The 14,998-nt window shown below is 65.2% G+C and carries 16 protein-coding genes and 2 pseudogenes; 7 read left to right on the forward strand and 11 right to left on the reverse strand.

What is annotated here, in order from left to right; all coding sequences use genetic code 11:
* The 3 genes and pseudogenes from AWC07_RS28730 to AWC07_RS12985 form a co-directional block, all read left to right on the forward strand.
* A pseudogene (locus tag AWC07_RS28730) lies at window positions 1-231 on the forward strand (hypothetical protein); the annotation flags it as partial.
* Between the two features lie 455 nt (window positions 232-686).
* The gene (locus AWC07_RS12980; protein WP_051507779.1) at window positions 687-1,496 is read left to right on the forward strand and encodes a hypothetical protein; all 810 of its coding nucleotides are present in this window, start codon (window positions 687-689) and stop codon (window positions 1,494-1,496) included.
* 72 nt (window positions 1,497-1,568) lie between these two features.
* Entirely contained in the window at window positions 1,569-2,171 is a 603-nt protein-coding gene (locus AWC07_RS12985) for a hypothetical protein (RefSeq protein ID WP_036409288.1), read from the forward strand.
* 3 nt (window positions 2,172-2,174) lie between these two features.
* Here the strand turns inward: AWC07_RS12985 and AWC07_RS12990 are convergent, their stop codons facing one another.
* Entirely contained in the window at window positions 2,175-3,419 is a 1,245-nt protein-coding gene (locus AWC07_RS12990) for a WS/DGAT domain-containing protein (RefSeq protein ID WP_036409285.1), read from the reverse strand.
* A 4-nt stretch (window positions 3,420-3,423) separates the two neighbouring features.
* Complete coding sequence (locus tag AWC07_RS12995; protein ID WP_036409282.1) at window positions 3,424-4,329, reverse strand: alpha/beta fold hydrolase; 906 nt, start codon at window positions 4,327-4,329, stop codon at window positions 3,424-3,426.
* Window positions 4,330-4,675: 346 nt separating this feature from the next.
* Here AWC07_RS12995 and AWC07_RS13000 point away from each other — a divergent pair, with 346 nt between their 5' ends.
* On the forward strand, window positions 4,676-5,275 hold the full coding sequence (locus tag AWC07_RS13000) for a TetR/AcrR family transcriptional regulator (RefSeq protein ID WP_036409279.1): 600 nt from the start codon (window positions 4,676-4,678) through the stop codon (window positions 5,273-5,275).
* 2 nt (window positions 5,276-5,277) lie between these two features.
* On the opposite strand, the gene AWC07_RS13005 is transcribed toward AWC07_RS13000, so the two are convergent.
* The gene (locus AWC07_RS13005; RefSeq protein ID WP_036409290.1) at window positions 5,278-5,751 is read right to left on the reverse strand and encodes a VOC family protein; all 474 of its coding nucleotides are present in this window, start codon (window positions 5,749-5,751) and stop codon (window positions 5,278-5,280) included.
* A gap of 85 nt (window positions 5,752-5,836) precedes the next feature.
* A complete protein-coding gene (locus AWC07_RS27585) occupies window positions 5,837-6,013 on the reverse strand; it encodes a hypothetical protein (RefSeq protein WP_167380065.1) in 177 nt (58 codons plus the stop codon).
* 275 nt (window positions 6,014-6,288) lie between these two features.
* Between AWC07_RS27585 and AWC07_RS13010 the strand changes: the two genes are divergently transcribed.
* On the forward strand, window positions 6,289-7,161 hold the full coding sequence (locus AWC07_RS13010) for an alpha/beta fold hydrolase (RefSeq protein WP_036418570.1): 873 nt from the start codon (window positions 6,289-6,291) through the stop codon (window positions 7,159-7,161).
* Here AWC07_RS13010 and gnd read toward each other — a convergent pair.
* Together gnd and AWC07_RS13020 are read right to left on the reverse strand one after the other, a co-directional pair.
* Window positions 7,158-8,180, reverse strand: a complete 1,023-nt coding sequence (gnd, locus tag AWC07_RS13015) for a phosphogluconate dehydrogenase (NAD(+)-dependent, decarboxylating) (RefSeq protein WP_036418573.1) — start codon at window positions 8,178-8,180, stop codon at window positions 7,158-7,160. The two genes, AWC07_RS13010 and gnd, sit on opposite strands and share 4 nt — an antisense overlap.
* Before the next feature lie 15 nt (window positions 8,181-8,195).
* The gene (locus tag AWC07_RS13020) at window positions 8,196-9,605 is read right to left on the reverse strand and encodes a glucose-6-phosphate dehydrogenase (RefSeq protein WP_036418575.1); all 1,410 of its coding nucleotides are present in this window, start codon (window positions 9,603-9,605) and stop codon (window positions 8,196-8,198) included.
* Window positions 9,606-9,741: 136 nt separating this feature from the next.
* Between AWC07_RS13020 and AWC07_RS13025 the strand changes: the two genes are divergently transcribed.
* Window positions 9,742-10,575 carry an adenylate/guanylate cyclase domain-containing protein gene (locus AWC07_RS13025; protein WP_244187579.1) on the forward strand — a complete coding sequence of 278 codons (834 nt, stop codon included), beginning with the start codon at window positions 9,742-9,744 and terminating at the stop codon, window positions 10,573-10,575.
* On the opposite strand, the gene AWC07_RS13030 is transcribed toward AWC07_RS13025, so the two are convergent.
* Window positions 10,527-10,736, reverse strand: coding sequence for a hypothetical protein (locus AWC07_RS13030; RefSeq protein WP_084293739.1), 210 nt, complete (start codon window positions 10,734-10,736; stop codon window positions 10,527-10,529). The genes AWC07_RS13025 and AWC07_RS13030 overlap by 49 nt on opposite strands.
* 32 nt (window positions 10,737-10,768) lie before the next feature.
* On the opposite strand from AWC07_RS13030, the gene AWC07_RS13035 reads away from it, so the two are divergent.
* Window positions 10,769-11,464 carry a guanylate cyclase gene (locus AWC07_RS13035; RefSeq protein ID WP_036418580.1) on the forward strand — a complete coding sequence of 232 codons (696 nt, stop codon included), beginning with the start codon at window positions 10,769-10,771 and terminating at the stop codon, window positions 11,462-11,464.
* On the opposite strand, the gene AWC07_RS13040 is transcribed toward AWC07_RS13035, so the two are convergent.
* From AWC07_RS13040 to gntH, 4 genes and pseudogenes are all read right to left on the reverse strand, one after another.
* Window positions 11,461-11,784 carry a putative quinol monooxygenase gene (locus tag AWC07_RS13040; protein ID WP_036418583.1) on the reverse strand — a complete coding sequence of 108 codons (324 nt, stop codon included), beginning with the start codon at window positions 11,782-11,784 and terminating at the stop codon, window positions 11,461-11,463. The two genes, AWC07_RS13035 and AWC07_RS13040, sit on opposite strands and share 4 nt — an antisense overlap.
* Before the next feature lie 69 nt (window positions 11,785-11,853).
* Window positions 11,854-12,378 carry an OsmC family protein gene (locus tag AWC07_RS13045; protein WP_036417344.1) on the reverse strand — a complete coding sequence of 175 codons (525 nt, stop codon included), beginning with the start codon at window positions 12,376-12,378 and terminating at the stop codon, window positions 11,854-11,856.
* Between the two features lie 308 nt (window positions 12,379-12,686).
* Window positions 12,687-13,223 (reverse strand): annotated as a pseudogene (locus AWC07_RS13050) (hypothetical protein); the annotation flags it as partial.
* Window positions 13,224-13,576: 353 nt separating this feature from the next.
* Window positions 13,577-14,890 (reverse strand): guanitoxin biosynthesis MBL fold metallo-hydrolase GntH, encoded by a 1,314-nt coding sequence (gntH, locus tag AWC07_RS13055; RefSeq protein ID WP_139829679.1) that lies wholly within the window; start codon window positions 14,888-14,890, stop codon window positions 13,577-13,579.
* Window positions 14,891-14,998 lie beyond the last annotated feature (108 nt).

The raw sequence follows: 14,998 nt of genomic DNA on the forward strand, positions 1-14,998 counted from the left end.
ACGCCAAACCAGCAGACGAACACGCAGGTCACACCGACACACCCCAAGTTACCGACCGGTAATGTCCTAACTCAGGCCGACGACGCCGGCCGATTATTGCGTCCGGGATCGCTGGCGCGCCCACCAACTAAACTCCCGCCCGCGGTCGCGCCGTGTCCCGGGCCCACCGGCGAGCGCGCCCACTGGTGGTGGTACGAACCCTTCCAACCCCAACCACTACCAACCAACTAGCGTTGGTTACCCGGACCGGTCACCACCGGCACCGTATCGAAACCCAAACACCTTGGGGCATCAAGAAATCAGTGCACACTTCCCTGCTAGCCCACCACGTGGACACCAGCGGCGACAACCAACCGCCACCCACCCGGGACCCCCCAAGACCTCCACAACCCCCCACCAACACTCGCAGTCATTGCGCGCACCGATTCGAGCCGCGTCGACGCACTGCACCCCCGAAGTTTGGGCCCGCGTCACCGACCTTGGGGCGTGGGCAGGCGTGCCCGGTGCCAGCCGCGGTAAAACCAGTCGGCTGCACATACCCACCGCGCTGGTCATTTCCCCACTCAATTTCCGACCAGGTCTGTGCTATACAGTCGGGCCACTGTGAGGATTCTCGGCACCGCTCAGACTCGACGATGGCCGTGGGCCATCGCGCACACCCGAACGAGCCTCAAGAATAGGCGCCCATGAAATTCCCCTACGCCACGATACTGTTGAGCCTGCTCGCCCTCAGCGTCACAACAGAGGTGCTCTGGATGGGCAATATTTCCCGCCCACCCACGACGATCTATCACATTTGGCATATAGCTCTGATGCTCTTTGTCATCACCGTACGCCTGGCTTGTCAGCAGCAGCTTTCCCCGCAAGTGGCAAGGTATACGCGCATACTGATCGCGGGGATGGCAATGTGCGCCGTGGGAGACGTGGTCAATAGCGCCATATCCGGCATCCAACCCATCACCCGAAAGCTGTCCGTCGCGATCATTCTGTTCGGCGCCGGGTACATCTTGTACGTTTACGTCCTCTACCGCTTTTCTCAGTCCAGACTCGCGCAACGTGGCGGAATCGGTTACCGCATGCGCTGGTTCGTCGTCATGATCGTTGCGGTGGCCAACACTGTGGGCTGGATCTCCTACGTGCGGGAACCAGTTACCGGTCATCAGTTCCTCGAGCTTGGGAGCTTTCTATTCAACCTCGTCATCTACACCCTGATGATCAGCTTCAGTATTTGGTATTTCTGGGCGAACCGGCTCAGCCTGCCAGCGTTTCCCGTACTGATCGGCGGGCTGCTTCTCCCGCTATCAGACTTGTACCTGTTCAGCACGTGGCTGGCACCAGGGCAGAATCGCGATGTTCCGATATTCGACCTGTATGCCGCCAACTGGATTTTGTATTTCAGCGGACAGGTGTTATTCGCATTCTTGCCGGCCTGCGAAAACGATGCGAGGCTAAGCGAATCAGCGCAGTCCGGAAACAGACCCGCGGAGCTGGGCTAACCCCCGACAACGACGAGACCCTGTGACATGGACAACGAAACCCCAAGCCAAGTCAACCCCACAGCACCCGGAATGCACGTCAAAGTGTTACAAGCCGTCCGTCTGAAGGGCCGGGTGAGTCCAGCCGACCTGGCTACAACTTTGGGCGAAGACCACCACGACGTCACCGAAACGGTCGCGCGGCTGACCGCGACCGGCCTGTTGGTCGGCGGCGCCACCTTACGGCTCAGCCCCGAAGGCCGGGTCCGGCTCAATGCGTTGCTCGCCGAGGAGCGCACCCGCTTCGACCCGGCGGCAATGGCCGCCGCCTACAACGAGTTTCGTAGCGTCAACACCGATTTCAAAGTTGTGGTTACGGACTGGCAACTCAAGGGCGGCCAGCCCAACGGCCACGACGACGCCGGCTATGACGCCGCGGTATTGGCCCGCCTCGACGATGTGCACCGGCGCGTGCAACCCATCATCGCGGCGGCAGCGGCACAGCTGCCGCGGCTGGGCCACTACTCGGCGAAACTGAATGCCGCACTTGACAAAGTCAAGTCCGGCGATATCGCCTGGCTTACCAGGCCGCTCATCGACTCCTACCACACCGTCTGGTTCGAACTGCATGAGGAGCTGATCCTGGCCGTCGGCCTGACCCGCGAAGAAGCGGCCAGATCTGGTGATGCCCAATAACATTCATCGCAAGGCGCCGTCAAGCAATTCCACATAGGCGTCGATGTCGGGTATCGCCGACGCGGCCGCATGGACACTGATCGCAATCGTGTCGCCGATACCGTGCACCCCGTGCGTCAGCCCCATCGCCGGTGACAGTGCCGGATAGCCGGCCGTCAGCACCACCGGCGCGGCACCGAAATGCAGATCGGCGGCTCCGCGGTGCACACTGGACACCACGGTGTTGCCGGCCACTCGCGCCGGGCGCGCATCGGCATCGAATTGGCTTACCCCCCATCGCAATAACGCCGCCGGGACGGTAGCGAAGGCCAGGTCGGCCGCCCGTACGGCGGGATGCTGCATGCGGCGGCGGGCATTGGTCAGATCGGCGGCTATCCGCCCAACCCGCTCGGCGCGGCCGAGCGCCGGATACAGGCCCACAGCGACGTTGCCGAAGTGGTTATATGCTCGCGGTGCACCCGGTTTAGCCATCGGCACTTCCGCTGCCAGCGATTCGGCCGGCCCACCGAGCAGCCGGAACAGCGCCGCGGACACGGCGGCCAGCACCGCGACAGTCACTGTGGGACCGGGTAATTGCGAGCGCTGCCGCACCAGGGTGCGCACCACTCGCGCACCCTGGGGCCGGGCATTGGTGGGCAGTAGCGGCCGCGAACCGGCGCCCGGCGCCAGCCGCCCAGACCTGGTGTCGCGAACCAGCCGGCGGTGCGCGCAGGCCGCCGCGGCGGCGCGCCAGGGCAGCACACCCCGCCGCGGCGCGGCGACCGACGCCACCGGGGCCGCCCGCCCGAACAGCCAGGCCGCCATCGTGGAGGCGCGCGCACCGTCGCCGAGCGCATGCGCGACTTGCACGACCGCAACGGTGCCCGCGCCGCTGACCCCCGGAATCCCGACCACCGGGGTGAATACGTGGACCCGCCAAGGCATCCGGCGAACATCGAGCTGCTCGTCGGCCAGCCCGGCGACGGCCGCCAGACAGCCATGCCAGCTGTCGTCGGTCAGCTGGTGGCGGATCACCTGCTCGGGCTCGACCCTCGCGGCAACCCACTGCGGATAGGTCAGGGCAGACCCGTCGTGGACCCGCATCCGCAGGTCCGAACAAGCGCGGGCCCGGTCCAGGAGCTGCGCAACGGCCCGCTCGACAGCCACTGCTTCACCGTCGAAGGCGTACAACAGGAACTGGTCATTGGGAACCTTGGCCGACATCCAGTAGAACTGCGCGTCGACGGCCGCCATCCGGTGTGCCGCCACAGCCTCAGCCGGGTGTGCCGACGAACGTCAGGATCAGCTCGGCCACCTTCTCCGGCTGTTCCAGCTGCAGGAAATGCCCGGCGTGGTCGACGATCGCCACGTCGCTGCCGGCGGGCAGCACCTTCTCTGTCCAATGCGTGAAAGCCGGTGTGGCACAACCATCGTCGCGACCATGCAGATACAGGCTCGGCAACCGCGGCGGCTCGGTCCACCATCGGTTCAACTCGGCGTAGGCTGCCGGCGGCGGGGTGTTGCGGATGGTCGCCCGGTAGGGTCCCAGCGCCGCTCGCCAGCTCTCCGGTGTCCCGATCGCCGCGTCAACGTGGCGCAGGTCCTCCTCGGCGTGATAACCCGGCGACCACCGGCGCCACAACAGCGGCGGCAGCCACGCAGCGGACCGCTCGGGCAGCCAGGGCAACTGGAAATAGACGATGTACCAGCTGCGCAACAGCTGATGCGGTAGTTCGCGGGCCAGCCGCCCGCGGTCGGGCACCCGGCCCAGCGGCCGGAATGCCGCCGCGGGCGGCACCGACATGATGACCGCCCGGGCGAACGGGCTGTCGGGCATCGCGGCCAGACCGGTGGCGGCGATCGCGCCCCAGTCGTGACCGATCACCACGTCGTCGTCGGTCCCGCCGGCGACCGCGCGCACCCGCAACGCGTCGTGCATCAGCGCACCGACGTGATAACAGCCGTCGGCCGGAATCGCCGACGGCGCATACCCCCGCATGAAGGGTGCGACGACCCGCCATCCCGACTTCGCCAGCCGGGGAGCGACCTTGCGCCAGCCGTACGGGGTGTCGGGAAAGCCGTGCAGGCACAAGGCGATCGGGGCGTCGGCCGGACCCCAGGTCAGGGCCTTGAGATCACCGCCGGCTCGCGGGACGTCGATCCAGTGGGGTTCAGACATGACAGGCTTCCTGGTCGGCGTTGGCGTGGTCGGGCGCGGCGTTGCCAATCATGCCGGGCGTGGCGCCCGGCGCGGCAGCTTGGTCCCTCATGTTGACTCCTGTCGCCACCTGCAGCCCGCGCATGATCCAACGTAACCGGGACGCATGGGGGACAAAAAGACCTTCGATCGGGGGACACCGCATTCATCCCCGGTGTAGCCGCTCGGCCGACAGACACCACGCCGCCGTCACGGCACCCTAAATACAGCGCCGTCAACAGGAGGACCAAGCAACGATGATGTTCGCCTTAGTCCCACTCGCCGCGGGTGTTGCCGGAGGTCGTCGGCTGACATGCGGGCGGGTTCAGTGAGCAACGCCGACACCGTCCGCCGATGGGCCAGAACGGGCGCCACCCAACAGCGGATCCTGGATGCGGCAACCGAGGTTTTCGCGGCCAGGGGCTTCACCGCGGCGACGATGGCCGATGTGGTGGCCAAGTCAGGTGCCAGCATCGGCAGCATCTACCACCACTTCGGCGGCAAGAGCGAATTGTTTCTGGCGATCTTCGAGCAGGTGGCCGACGACGTGGAACGCCGTATCGAGGCGGCGATGCAGCACGCCTCCCGATCCGGCCCGGACGGCGGCCGCCCGCGACACGCACTGCAACTTCACGTGCGGGCCTACTTGGAGGCGATGTGGGACAACCGATGCCGGGCCAGGGTGTTGTCGTCCGGCGACACGCCCGCCGGGTTCGAGACCGTCCGCCGCGACCGGATGTCGGCCGCCTTCCGCCGCTGGCTGGCCGTGTTGCCGCCGGACACGTCGCTGCACAGACAACTGCTGAGCCGCGTTCTGATGGCGACGATGGCCGAGTCGTCGTTGATGATCGCCGACTGCGAGAACCCCGACGACGTCGCGCCGATCATCGATAAGGCGATCGAATGGATCGGCCGTCTCACCGAGTGAGTTCACACTTGCGCTGCGGCCCTTTCCAATTCGGCGATGACGATCTTGCGCATGCCGAGCATTGCGGTGGTCGCCGCGGTCGCTACGGCAGGATCGGGGTCGGTGAGCAGCTGGTGCAGCCGGGTCGGCACGATCTGCCAGCTCAGCCCGAAGCGGTCCTTGCACCAGCCGCACCGGGATTCCTCGCCGCCTCGGGTTAGCCGGTCCCAGTAGTAGTCGACCTCTTCCTGGTCCTTGCATTCGACCATGAAGGACACCGCCTCGGTGAAGCGGAATTCCGGGCCGCCGTTGATGCCGACGAACCGCACCCCGTCGAGCACGAAGGTGCCCGACACCACCGCGCCCGGTTCACCCGGGCCGGCCTCGGTGTAGCGATTGAAACGTTCGACGTGCGAGTTCGCAAACACCGAGGTGTAGAACTGGGCCGCCTCTTCCAGATTGTGGTCGAACCAGAGTGCGGGCGTGATCGATGGCATGGCCGTCTCCATTATCGTCGGGGCGTCGTCGGGGTGTAGTCCTTCTGATAGACCCCGGCGATGACGAAAACTCACCGCACGTTGTTCAAACCCACACCCACGGCGCGGGTACCTGCTGCTGGTGCTGTGGGCAGTAGCTCAGGACCGAGACGGCCACGAGTTCGTGCGCACCTACCCGGCTGTAGAACAGGCCCAACCCGCACATCAGCGCCACGGCGACGATGATCGGGCCCAGCCATATTCGCGGCCGCAACAATGACACGCAGCCGGCCGGTCGGGATGCCGGGCACCGGGGTGAAAGCGTAAGAATGAGAACTCCTTTGGTGCGAGCCATGTCGCCCTGGCCGACAAGGCCATGCAAATTATGTCAATCTAGGATGACATATAAGGGCGGGTGGATGTGCGTGTCAGCCGTGAAGTTGCTGTGGGGCCGGGCGCCTGCGGCCGCCGCGGCGAACCTGACCCATGGCCCACGTCGCCACCCTGGATGAAGGTGCTTAAACGAACCTTAAAACCAGGTAGGTAACGTCGGAATGCGTGAGCACCGTGAGCAGCCCCCGCGCCGTCGAGTTTTCCGGCGTCGGGGGAATCACGCTGGTCGCCGACGAATGGAACCGCGGCGCCGAGGCGGCTGACCGGCCGAGCATCCTGATGTTGCACGGCGGCGGCCAAAACCGGTTCTCCTGGAAGAAGACCGGCCAGATCCTGGCGAACGAGGGTTTTCACGTCGTCGCGCTCGACACCCGTGGACACGGAGACAGCGATCGAGCACCGGCCGCGGACTACGCCGTCGAGACCCTCACCGAGGACGTGTTGCAGGTCCTGGATGCGATCGGTCGTCACGTGGTGGTGATCGGGGCCAGCATGGGCGGACTGACCGGCATCCTGGTCGCCGATGCCGCCGGCCCCGACCGGGTGACCGGACTGGTGCTGGTCGACGTGGTACCCCGGTACGAAAAGGACGGCAGCGCCCGCATCCGGGATTTCATGCGCACCAACCTCGACGGTTTCACTTCGCTCGAGGAAGCCGCCGACGCCGTGGCGGCCTATCTGCCGCACCGCACCAAGCCGCGCAGTCCCGAGGGGCTGAAGAAGAATCTGCGGCTGCGCGACGGACGGTGGTACTGGCACTGGGATCCGGCGATGATGACCGCACCTCTTGACGACCCGGAGCTGCGCACCGAAAACTTCGAGCAGGCGGCGGTGAACCTGACGATCCCGATCCTGTTGATCCGCGGCAAACTCTCCGACGTGGTCAGCCCGGAAGGCGTCCAGGACTTTCTGGCCAAAGTGCCGCGCGCGGAGTTCGTCGAGCTGTCCAACGCCGGACACACCGCCGCCGGCGACGACAACGACGCCTTCAGCGATGTGGTGGTGGACTTCGTCAGGCGGACGGTTGCCGCCGGTTAGTTGGCCGGTTTCTCGGCGTGGCCGCCGAATTGCTTGCGCATGGCCGACAGCGCCTTGTTGGCGAAGTCGTCGAGGTCACGCGAGGCGAACCGGGATTGCAGCGCGGTGGTGAGCACCGGCGCCGGAACGCCCTCGTCGATCGCCGCGATCGACGTCCACCGGCCCTCGCCGGAGTCGGAGACTCGACCGGAAAACTCCTGCAGCTCAGGCGATTCGTGCAGCGCGATCGCGGTCAGATCCAGCAGCCACGAGCCGATGACACTGCCGCGGCGCCACAATTCGGCGACCTCGGGGATGTCGATGTTGTACTGGTAGTACTCCGGGTTGGACAGCGGCGCAGTCTCGGCGTCACCTTGCTGCTCGCGGGTGCCGATGTCGGCATTACGCAAGATGTTCAGCCCCTCGGCCAGCGACGCCATCATGCCGTACTCGATGCCGTTGTGCACCATCTTGACGAAGTGTCCGGCCCCGGACGGCCCGCAGTGCAAGTAGCCGTTCTCCGACTGCGCGACCTCGCCGTCGCGGCCGGGCGTGCGCGGCGCCGCGTCCACCCCCGGCGCGACGGTGGCAAAGATCGGCTCGGCGTGCGCAAATGCACCGGCATCCCCGCCGATCATCAGACAGTAGCCACGTTCCAGGCCCCATACGCCCCCGCTGGTGCCGGTGTCGAGCAAGTGAATTCCCTTGTCGGACAGCGTCTTTGCGTGCTTGATGTCGTCGCGGTAGTAGGTGTTGCCGCCGTCGATCACGATGTCTCCGGAGTCGAGGGTCTCGGCCAGCTCCTCGATGACGCCGGTGGTGATGGTGCCCGCGGGGACCATCACCCACACGACTCGCGGCGCGCAGAGTTTGTCACGCAGCTCACGCAGTGACGACACCCCGGTGGTGTTGCCCTCCCCCGCCATCGCCTTGACCGCATCGGGGTTGTGGTCGTACACCACGCATTCGTGCCCGCCTTTGACCACTCGGCGGACGATGTTGGCGCCCATCCGGCCCAGACCGATCATCCCTAGCTGCATGTGATTTCGTCTCCCTTACTGTCCTGTTTTGGCGCCGCGCGGCAGCCACGGCTGTTGCCAACTGCGGTGACCACGCAGCAGCGTCTGCGCGGCATCGGGTCCCCAGGAACCACGGTCGTACTGATGGACTTCGCCCGGGTTGTCGAGCACCGGCTGCACGATCCGCCAGGTCTCCTCGATGCTGTCTTCGCGGGCGAAAAGCTGGCGATCACCTTGCAATCCGGCATGCAGGAGTCGCTCATAGGGCCGGATCGGCTCACCGAGGTCCTCGGCGAACGAGGAATCCAGGTGGATGTCTTGCCACGCATTGTGGGTGTGGGCCGAAATCTGTAGCCGCATCCCGGGGTCGGGATCGATGCGCAGCACGATCTGGTTGGGCTCGAGCGGCCGGCGGTTGGGCAGAAACGCCAGCCCGGGAACGTGGTGCAGAAACATCCGGACCTCGGTTACCTTCTCCGGCAACGCTTTTCCGGCCCTCAGGAAAATCGGTACGCCAGCCCAGCGCCAGTTGTCGATCTCGGTCCGCAGCGCCACGTAGGTCTCGGTCTGCGAATTCTGCGCCACCCCGGCAACATCGCCGTAGCCCCGGTACTGGCCGCGCACGTACCGCGCCGGCTCCAGCGCCGGCATCGCGCGGAACACTTCGGCCTTCTTGTCGTTGAGATCGTCGGCGCTGGCGCCGACCGGTGGCTCCATCGTCACCAGGGCCAGCACCTGCAGCAGATGGTTCTGCACGACGTCACGCAGGGCCCCCACCGCGTCGTAGAAGGAGCCGCGGTCTTCGACGCCGAAGTTCTCCGCCATGGTGACGTGGATCTCGGAAATGCTCTTGGAATCCCACAATTCGGCCAGGCCACGATTGGCGAAGCGCAGGTATTGCAGCTCGACGACGGGCTGCTTGCCCAGGAAGTGGTCGACGCGCAGGATCTGCTCCTCGTCGAGCACCGCCCGCAGCCTGGAGTTGAGTTCGCGCGCCGAAGCCAGGTCGTGGCCGAACGGCTTCTCCACCGCGACGCGTGCCCCCCGCACCAGGTCGGCCGCCGCCAAATTCTCGACAATCGGGGCGAACAACGCGGGCGGCATCTCCAGGTAGTACAGGGGGCGCCGTCCGGAGCCGATCTGGTTAGCCAGCGATGCGTACAAGGCGCCGTCGGTCACGTCACCCGACAGATAGGACAACCGGCTGGCCAACCGGCCGAACACCTTGTCGTCGAACTTCTCCCCCGACTGACCAATGGCCTCCCGGGCCCGCTCGACCAGCTTCTCCACCGGGATGTCGTCACTGGCCACACCCACGATCGGACAGTCCAGCAACCCCCGACGCTCCAACCGGTACAGCGCGCGGAAAGTCATCTTGCGGGCCAGATCACCGGTAATTCCGAAGATCACCAACACCTCTGATGCGCTATGCCCGCTGTCGGCCAATCCACACCTCCAGGACGTCTGCGAAAGTCACCCAACGGCTTGACAGCTACTTCCCCGTGGTGGCCGACCTCAACCCTAGACATTGCCCCCTGGCCCGACAAGATCGACTCAACCGGGCCCGGGAAGAATGGACCGGGTGTTGGGCACCGGTGCTGCGCTGCACATCGCGGTCTATGTGCTGGCCGGGATCGCCGTGACGGAAGCCGGCGGGCTGGTCGTGCTGTGGCGGTTGCTGAACCGCAGTCGTCAGGAGGCCGAGGAGCTGCGCCGGCGGTCCGATGCCCGCAATTGGCTGTTGTCGGGTGGCCGCGAGGCCGTCAAGACGGTATGGCAGACCGCAAACCTGGTGCGCAAGGAGGGCTTCGGCGCGGCCATGCGCAGCTCGGTCGAAGACCTGGCCGACTGGGCCGAAGTTGAGCGCCCGGACCTGGCGCGAGTCACCCCGGACGGTCGGGTGGTGATCCTGTTCTCCGACATCGAGGAGTCCACCGCGCTCAACGAGCGGATCGGCGATCGAGCCTGGGTCAAACTCATTGCCGCACATGACAAGATGATTCACGAGCTCGTCGAACGCCGCTCCGGCCATGTCGTGAAGAGCCAAGGCGATGGATTCATGGTCGCCTTCGCCCGCGCCGAACAGGCCCTACGGTGCGCCATTGACGTCCAGGATGCGCTGCACAGGGAAGCAAAGCGTAAGCGCCGCAACGTAATCAGAGTCAGAATCGGCATCCACATGGGTCGCTCGGTACGCCGCGGCGACGACCTGTTCGGCCGCAACGTCGCCATGGCGGCCCGGGTTGCCGGGCAGGCCGCCGGCGGCGAGATCCTGGTGAGCCAACCGGTGCGCGACGCCGTCGGCGATTGCGACGACATCGGTTTCGACGAGGGCCGCGACGTCGAATTGAAGGGCTTCTCCGGCAGCTACCGGTTGTTCGCGGTGGCGTCCCCGCCCGGGTCCGACGGGGACTGAAGGCCGTCTGCGCCGGATTCGGCCAGCCTATGGTGCAGCCGGGACCGGACCTCGTCGGCGGTGTAGGCGCGCCGCTTGCGTTCGTCGCGTACCACCAGCGCCCCTCCGGCGACGACGCCGGCGACACCGGCCAGGCCTAGCCATTTCCATACGCTGCGCATGACGACAGCCTATGTCTGCCTATGGTGCTGGGGTGGAAACCAGCACGCTCACGTTGGACCAAGCGCTAAACGAAACCCGGACCGGCGATCTGTGGTTGTTTCGGGGACGGTCCGGGCCGGACCGCGCCATCCAGACGTTGACCAACAGCCCGGTGAACCACGTCGGTATGACGGTGGCCATCGACGACTTGCCGCCGCTGATCTGGCATGCCGAACTGGGCGACAAGCTGGTCGACGTGTGGACCGGCACCCACCATCGGGGGGTGCAGCTCAACGACGCGCGCCAGGTCGTGGAGCAATGGACGGGGCGCTACCAGCAGCGGTGCTGGCTACGTCAGCTGACCCCGTATGCCAACCGGGAACAGGAGAACCAACTACTGCGGGTCATCGCGCGGATGGACGGCACCGCGTTTCCGACCACCGCTCGGCTGACCGGCCGTTGGCTACGTGGCCGGCTGCCTACTGTCAACGACTGGATCCGGGGAATACCCGTGGTGGACAGCAAGGTTCGCGAGCAAACCCGGCGCCGCAAGGCAACCCGGCGAGCGCTGGGCCTGGAGACGGCGTACTGCGCGGAGACGGTGGCGATCACCTACGAGGAGATGGGGTTGCTCGCCACGGACAAGGACGCGAACTGGTTCGACCCGGGCAGGTTCTGGAGTGGCGACACGCTGCCGCTGGCACCGGGGTATCGGCTCGGCGACGAAATCGCCGTGATCGTCGGCTAACCGACCGACATCTCCCCCATGACCGACCACCCGGTGGCGTCGATCGTCTGGCTGATGATCTTGGGCGTGGACGCCAACGCCTGCGGCAGCTGCTGCATGGCCTGCTTGAAGTGATCGCTGTTGACGTGGGCTGCACCGGCGTCGCCGTCGCGGAAGGCTTCGACCAGAACGTATTCGGCGGGATTGTCCAGGCTGCGCGACCACTCGAACCACAGGTTGCCCGCTTCGGCGCGGGTGGCCGCGGTGAACGGCGCGACCAGATCCGGCCAGCGCTCGCTCCACTCGGGTTTGGTTTCGAACTTGACGACGATGAAGATCATTGCCGCTCCCCACTTCTGCCGCCGGCCTGATATCTGGCAGGCAGGGTCAGGATACCCAGCAGACCTCGGTCAATTGAGCTGCACTCGGGTGGCCACCGGAGTGGCGTTGCGGGTCAGATCCAGTACCGGGCAGTGCTGGTCGACCGCCTGCTGCAACTCGCGGTAGCGTTCCGGCGTCTCGGGCCCGGTGACGTTGATCACCACGCGGACCTCCTGGAAGCCGGATCGGACGTTGTCGTCGAATCCGAAGAAGCCCCGCACGTCGAGATCACCTTCGGCATAAGCGGTGATGTCGTCGACCGCGATCCCGAGCTTTTCCGCCCAGAAGCGCCAGGTGACGATTTGGCAGGAGAGCAGCGAGGCCAGGTAGTACTCGACGGGGTTCGGGGCCTTGCTCTCGCCGCCCAGTGGTGGCGGCTCGTCGACTTCGACCTGATACCGGCCGAGGCTTACCGTGCTGGCCACCGCGTCGTGCGCGGTGGCCGAGGCCTGGAATACCACGCGCCCGTTTGCCCGGTCGGCGGTGACCGCCTCCTGGGTGGCGGCGATGACCTGGCCCAGAGCGGTACTGGACTTGGCGGTCTGAGATGTCACTGGCAAAACTCCTTCCGTCGCGGCAATGGTACGGAGCATCGAGCAGCGAATCGAGCCTCCAGCTCAGCGTGACGGAATCCCCATCCCAACCGTGAGATCGAATTCGGCTTCGAACAATCGTCGACAATTAATGTCGGACAAAATGGCGCAGCCACGCCCGTTCCGCGTTGTGATTGGGCACACAATTGCGGCGGGGCGTGGCTGCGGTTATCTCTTACGTTCGAGATATGTGACCCCGGTCGCAGAATTGCTGTTGCCCGCGTCACATATCCACCGATTGGTTATGTATTCACCATTTCCGGATCGCCTATCGGACCCGGATCGTCGGGCGCCGGGGCAGGCGCGTCGCCCGGGTCCACGGCATCGACCAGAACAGCGGGCGCATCCGGGGCGGGCGCATCCTCCGCGACTGCGTCGGCATCCAGCGGCAGGTACATGTGATGCGTGAATTGCGCCTGGTAGGCGCCGCCGCCACCGATCCGCACCCCGCCACCTTCACCGCTGGCCACCGGGGTGCCGTCGGGCAATGTGACGGCTGTGTGGCCGCCATTCCACCCGATGACCAAGGCATTGGCAGCGGTGCCCCGTTGAAAGCCCCGGGCCGCTAAAGCGGCTTCCTCGTTGCCGGTGTTGAAGCGGTCGCCGAAAACCGGCCGGTCCGTCGCCGCATTCGACACCCACGAAGCCAACCCTGAACAGTCGGTGCCGGCCGGCGAATCGCCACCCGGAATATACGGGGTTCCCGAGACCTGGTTGATAAGCGTCAACAACGTCGCTAAAGCAATCATGGGGAGGGACACTACCGACAATATGCATAGGAAACCAAATATTGTGGTGGTTATCACGATTAACCAGATAATCGTCTGACCTGCATATACACCAGATATGTCACGCATTTATCTACGAATTGAAACAGAAGTGAACGGTGCGCACCCAGCAAATTGCTACTTAATCACAAGGTTGCCCTCAGTCAGGGCCTGACCAGCAGAAACAGTGCATCGCAGCGAATGCGAATGAAGGCCGCTGCAACCGCGCGTTTACCCTTTGGCGACGCCCCCCGGTCAGGGTCCCGGAGATGATTGGCTTTGCAACCTGCATCCAAACCCGTACGACACACCCATCACAGCAACCACGCCGGTCACACGGCGATAAATCCCGAGGTCACAGAGCCGCGCGACAACCTTTCCGGGACCCTGGGTTAGTGGTCTTCGTCGGGGACGTTGAACATGGCCGACAGTGGTACTTCCATGCCCTCGAGTTCCGGCGGAAACTTGCGGACCAGCTCACGCTGAATGCCCGGTGGGGTGAATGCGCTGACGGGGATCTCGTTGGCCCAGGTGTCTTCGTCGACCAGTTCATCCAGGGCCCAATTGGCTTTGGGGATCTTGAGGGTCTTGGGGATCTGACCACCGAACATCGCCGTGAGTTCTGCGGTGGTGGACGGGCGCCGCGTTGAGGTCGATTCGGGCAACGCGGCGTCGCGCACCCAGATGGCGTCTTTGGTGACGTTGACGATGACGCCGTCGGGTGCGCCGTAGGCGAACAGCCCATCCCAATGCGTGCGGATGCCGGCGAGGGCTTCGCTGAGGGTGGCGCGGTCGTAGAAGGTGTGGGTGATCATGCCGATGCGGGGGTTGACTTGTTTGATCATGTAGCCGGCGGCGAATTGATTGGTGTGCACGCCGTCGATGGTCATGTTGATGATCGGCTCAGGTGCGCCCTGTTTGATGGAGCTGATCGGTTGGGTGTCGAGCTGCAGTTCGGTGACGAAAACGTCTACACCCTGCGACATTTCGACGGTGAGTTCGTCGGGGCGCCCGTCGCCGGTCCAGACGAACGACAGGCCGTTCCAGTCCAGTCGATACGCCGATGAGCCGCACATGTTGTGGATGCGCCGCCAGTGCCGCACTGTGGCGCCGTTGCGCTCGTAGATGACACCGCCGTCGTCTTGCCAGTCGAATTCGGTCACCTCGACCTCGTAGCCCTCGCCGACGGGGATGCCCGAGAACGCCTTGGTGTGCCAGTGTGTCATGGCCTTCATGCCCGCGATCATCGCCGCAGTGCCCTCTTCTGAGTGCACGCCGGAGGGCCCGTAGACGCGCAACGGGGTCCAGCGGCCCAGCCAGGGGGCGAACCCGTAGAGATAGGGCAGTTCACCGTAGTGGTCGACGTGCAGGTGGGTCAGGAAGATGTCGTTCACCAGCGGGACCGGGACCTGCAGGGCGATGATGTTGCGCAGGCAACCGGGGCCGAAGTCGAAAAAGAGCCGGTCACCGTTGCCCAGCTCAACCATGATGGCCGTGGCGGCCTGCTCGAGGGTGGGCGGGAACGGGCACGATCCGACGAAGCTGATGCGCATCTCATCGGCACCGAGCTCTTCGGTTTGCGGGAAGAAGGTGTTGTTGTTTTTCACGCTCGGCGTGGGCCGGAAATACGGCGCCAGGGAAATCCCCGCGCCGGGAGCATCGCCATAGGGATTGCGGGCGCTCGGTGCCGCGTCAGCTTCGGCCATCGGACTTTCCTCCATCCGGTCCCTGCATCGCGGGCGGTCGCCGACCATCGCGGGGTAACACACTGTATGGCCAACACGTATTGGTCTAGGGCTTTTTCGCTTAGCCAT

The sequence above is a fragment of the Mycobacterium gastri genome (assembly GCF_002102175.1).
GTDB classification, from domain to species: Bacteria; Actinomycetota; Actinomycetes; order Mycobacteriales; family Mycobacteriaceae; genus Mycobacterium; species Mycobacterium gastri.

Excerpts from the sequence above, each read along its gene's own strand:
- gnd (WP_036418573.1), bottom strand. The coding sequence starts at position 8,180 with ATGCAGCTAGGGATGATCGGTCTGGGCCGGATGGGCGCCAACATCGTC.
- AWC07_RS12995 (WP_036409282.1), bottom strand. The coding sequence starts at position 4,329 with ATGTCTGAACCCCACTGGATCGACGTCCCGCGAGCCGGCGGTGATCTC.
- AWC07_RS13005 (WP_036409290.1), bottom strand. The coding sequence starts at position 5,751 with ATGCCATCGATCACGCCCGCACTCTGGTTCGACCACAATCTGGAAGAG.
- AWC07_RS12980 (WP_051507779.1), top strand. The coding sequence starts at position 687 with ATGAAATTCCCCTACGCCACGATACTGTTGAGCCTGCTCGCCCTCAGC.
- AWC07_RS12985 (WP_036409288.1), top strand. The coding sequence starts at position 1,569 with ATGCACGTCAAAGTGTTACAAGCCGTCCGTCTGAAGGGCCGGGTGAGT.
- AWC07_RS13030 (WP_084293739.1), bottom strand. The coding sequence starts at position 10,736 with ATGCGCAGCGTATGGAAATGGCTAGGCCTGGCCGGTGTCGCCGGCGTC.
- gntH (WP_139829679.1), bottom strand. The coding sequence starts at position 14,890 with ATGGCCGAAGCTGACGCGGCACCGAGCGCCCGCAATCCCTATGGCGAT.
- AWC07_RS13040 (WP_036418583.1), bottom strand. The coding sequence starts at position 11,784 with ATGATCTTCATCGTCGTCAAGTTCGAAACCAAACCCGAGTGGAGCGAG.